Consider the following 3,023-nt stretch of genomic DNA (forward strand, 5'->3'; position numbering starts at 1 on the left):
CGGTCGGTACCTACCAATGCATGTACCCGACCAACGGTCGGTACCTACCAATGCATGTACCCGACCAACGGTCGGTACCTACCAATGCATGTACCCGACCAACGGTCGGTACCTACCAATGCACGTACCGACCAACGGCTGGTACCTGCCGATGCATGTACCGGCCCACGGTGGGCACGCGCTTGTGCGTGTTGCCGGGCCTGGTCAGGCGCGCGCGGTGGGCCAGGCGTCGCCGCGCTGGAGCTGCGCGGGGCGCTCGACCATGCACTCGGCGCCCCAGGCCAGCGGGTCGTCGGCATCCAGCCGGTAGCCCCACAGCGCGGCCACCGAGGCCATGCCGGCGGCGTTGGCGGCCACGATATCGCGTTCGTCGTCGCCCACGTAGATGCAGGTGGCCGGGTCGATGCGCATGCGCTCGGCCGCGGCCAGCAGCGGCAGCGGGTGCGGCTTGCGCTGGGCCAGCGTGTCGCCGCCGATCAGCACCTTGCAGCGCTGTTCCCAGCCCAGCTGCGGCACGATCAGCCGGGCCAGGTACTCCGGTTTGTTGGTCACGATGCCCCACGCGCAGCCCGCCACGTCGAGCGCATCGAGCATGCCGGCCACGCCGTCGAACAGCACCGCGTGCTGGCCGATCAGCGCCTCGTAACGGGCCAGGAACTCGGGCACCAGCGCGTCCCGCTCGACCTGCCCCAGCTCGGGGAAGGCCACCGACACCATCGCGCGCGAGCCCTTGGACACCACCGGGCGCAGCGCGGCCAGGCTGATCGGGGCACGGTCGCGCGCGGCCAGCATCGCATTGGCGGTGGCCAGCATGTCCGGCGCGCTGTCCAACAGCGTGCCGTCCAGGTCGAACAGGACCGCCTGCGGGAAACCGGACTCAGCCACCGGCCGCGTCGTCCGGCTTGGTGGCATGGGCCAGGTAGTTGATGTCGGTGCGGGTGCTCAGGCGCGCGCGGTTGCGCCACGGCTCATAGGCCATGCCGCTGACGTCGCACAGGTTGAAATCGGCCTGCCGCAGCCACTTGCCCAGCTCGGCCGGCTTGATGAAGTCCTGGTAGTGGTGGGTGCCCTTGGGCAGCAGCCGGGCCACGTACTCGGCGCCCACGATGGCCACCGCGAAGGCGGCCGGGGTGCGGTTGACGGTGGACAGGAACAGCTGGCCGCCCGGCTTGAGCAGGCGATGGCAGGCGGCGATGATCGCGGCCGGATCGGGCACGTGCTCGAGCATCTCCATGCAGGTCACCACGTCGAACGCACCCGGCTGCTCGGCGGCCAGGTCCTCGGCGGCCTGCAGGCGGTAATCGACGGTCACGCCCGATTCCAGGCTGTGCAGGCGGGCCACCTTGAGCAGCTCCGCGCCCAGGTCGATGGCGGTCACCTCGGCGCCTTCGCGGGCCAGCGCTTCGCTGAGCAGGCCGCCGCCGCAGCCGATGTCGAGCACGCGCGCGCCGCGCAGGGCCACGCGCCGGGCCACGTACTGCAGCCGCACCGGGTTCAGCGCATGCAGCGGCTTCTGCGGGCCGTCCGCGTCCCACCAGCGGTTGGCGAGTGCGGCGAACTTGTCCAGTTCGGCCTGGTCGAAATTGGTGGAGGCGTGGGGGGGGTTCATCGGAGTCCTCGGTGCATCAAGCACGGATGTGTCGGATACGCTCGCGCCACTGGCGCGCGTTGGCGACGATCGCGGCGGTGTCCATGCCCACCAGTTCGCGCTGGACCAGCTTGGGCTGGCCGGCGATCCAGACATCGCTCACCTGGTGGCGGCCGGCGGCATACACCAGCTGCGAGAGCACGTGGTGCAGCGGCTGGGTCTCCAGCGCCGACAGGTCCACGCAGACCAGGTCGGCCTGCTTGCCGACCTCGATCGAGCCGATGCGGTCGCCGAAGCCCAGCGCGCGCGCGCCGCCGAGCGTGGCCGCGCGCAGCGTGGTGGCCGCGTCCAGCGCGGTGGCGTCGTTGGCGACGGCCTTGGCCAGGATCGCCGCGGTGCGGTTCTCGCTGAACATGTCCAGGTCGTTGTTGCTGGCGCAGCCGTCGGTGCCGATCGCCAGGTTGACCCCGGCGCGCTGCAGGGCGCAGGCCGGGCAGAAGCCGGAAGCCAGCTTGAGGTTGGATTCGGGGCAATGCACCACGCTCACGCCGCGCTCGGCGCACAGGTGGATTTCCGCCTCGGTCAGCTGGGTCATGTGCACCGCGATCAGGCGGTCGTTGACCAGCCCCAGCCGATCCAGGCGTGCCAGCGGGCGCTGGCCGTGCAGCTTGATCGAGTCGCTGATTTCCTGCGCGGTTTCATGGGTGTGCAGGTGCACCTGCATGTCCAGCTGGTCGGACAGCATGCGCACGCGTTCGAAGTTGGCGTCGTTCACCGTGTACGGTGCGTGCGGGGCGAAGGAGGTGCCGATCAACGGGTCGCCGCGCCACTGGTCGTGCAGCTCGCCGGCCTTGGCGAAGTACTCGTCGTCGGTCTTGGCCCAGGCGGTCGGGAAGTCGATGATCACCGCGCCCACCAGCGCGCGGAAGCCGTGCTGCTTGTAGACCGCGGCCTGCACGTCGGCGAAGAAGTAGTTCTCGTTGGCGCAGGTGGTGCCACCGCGCAGCATCTCGGCAATGGCCAGGGTGGTGCCGTCGGCCACGAACTCCGGCCCGATCACCGCCGCTTCCACCGGCCAGATGTGCTGCTGCAGCCACACCATCAGCGGCAGGTCGTCGGCCACCCCGCGCAGCAGGGTCATGGGGTTGTGCGTGTGCGCATTGACCAGCCCGGGCATCAACGCCGCCTCGGGCCGCGACACCGTCTGGGCCGGCGCGAAGCGGGCACGGGCCTCGGCGCGCGGCAGGATCGCGATGATCGCGCCGCCGCGCACGGCCACGGCATGGTCTTCCAGCACCACCGCATGCGGTTCGATCGGGACCACGTAACCGGCTTCGATCAGCAGGTCGCAGGCTTCGGGGATGCGGGGGGCGTCGGTCATGGAGGCTCACTGTGCAGTGGTAGAACCGAACCATGCGCGGCTGCACGGCCCGGT

The 3,023-nt window shown here is 70.3% G+C and carries 3 protein-coding genes; all 3 read right to left on the reverse strand.

Features of this window, described 5'->3' with window-relative positions:
- Positions 1 to 204: 204 nt before the first annotated feature.
- Genes RSA25_RS19290 through RSA25_RS19300 form a run of 3 tightly spaced genes read right to left on the reverse strand, consistent with a single transcriptional unit; the run spans position 205 to position 2,969 of the window.
- Positions 205 to 885 carry a phosphoglycolate phosphatase gene (locus tag RSA25_RS19290; RefSeq protein ID WP_332810436.1) on the reverse strand — a complete coding sequence of 227 codons (681 nt, stop codon included), beginning with the start codon at positions 883 to 885 and terminating at the stop codon, positions 205 to 207.
- Positions 878 to 1,609: a bifunctional 2-polyprenyl-6-hydroxyphenol methylase/3-demethylubiquinol 3-O-methyltransferase UbiG gene (gene ubiG / locus RSA25_RS19295; RefSeq protein WP_332810437.1), complete on the reverse strand. Its 732-nt coding sequence runs from the start codon at positions 1,607 to 1,609 to the stop codon at positions 878 to 880. Before ubiG ends, RSA25_RS19290 begins: the two co-directional genes overlap by 8 nt.
- 16 nt (positions 1,610 to 1,625) lie before the next feature.
- Positions 1,626 to 2,969, reverse strand: coding sequence for a TRZ/ATZ family hydrolase (locus RSA25_RS19300; protein ID WP_332810438.1), 1,344 nt, complete (start codon positions 2,967 to 2,969; stop codon positions 1,626 to 1,628).
- Positions 2,970 to 3,023: the final 54 nt, after the last annotated feature.

The organism is Stenotrophomonas sp., from assembly GCF_036662295.1.
Lineage (GTDB): Bacteria > Pseudomonadota > Gammaproteobacteria > Xanthomonadales > Xanthomonadaceae > Stenotrophomonas.

Coding starts and splice junctions, on each gene's coding strand:
- ubiG (WP_332810437.1), bottom strand. CDS start 1,609: ATGAACCCCCCCCACGCCTCCACCAATTTCGACCAGGCCGAACTGGAC.
- RSA25_RS19300 (WP_332810438.1), bottom strand. CDS start 2,969: ATGACCGACGCCCCCCGCATCCCCGAAGCCTGCGACCTGCTGATCGAA.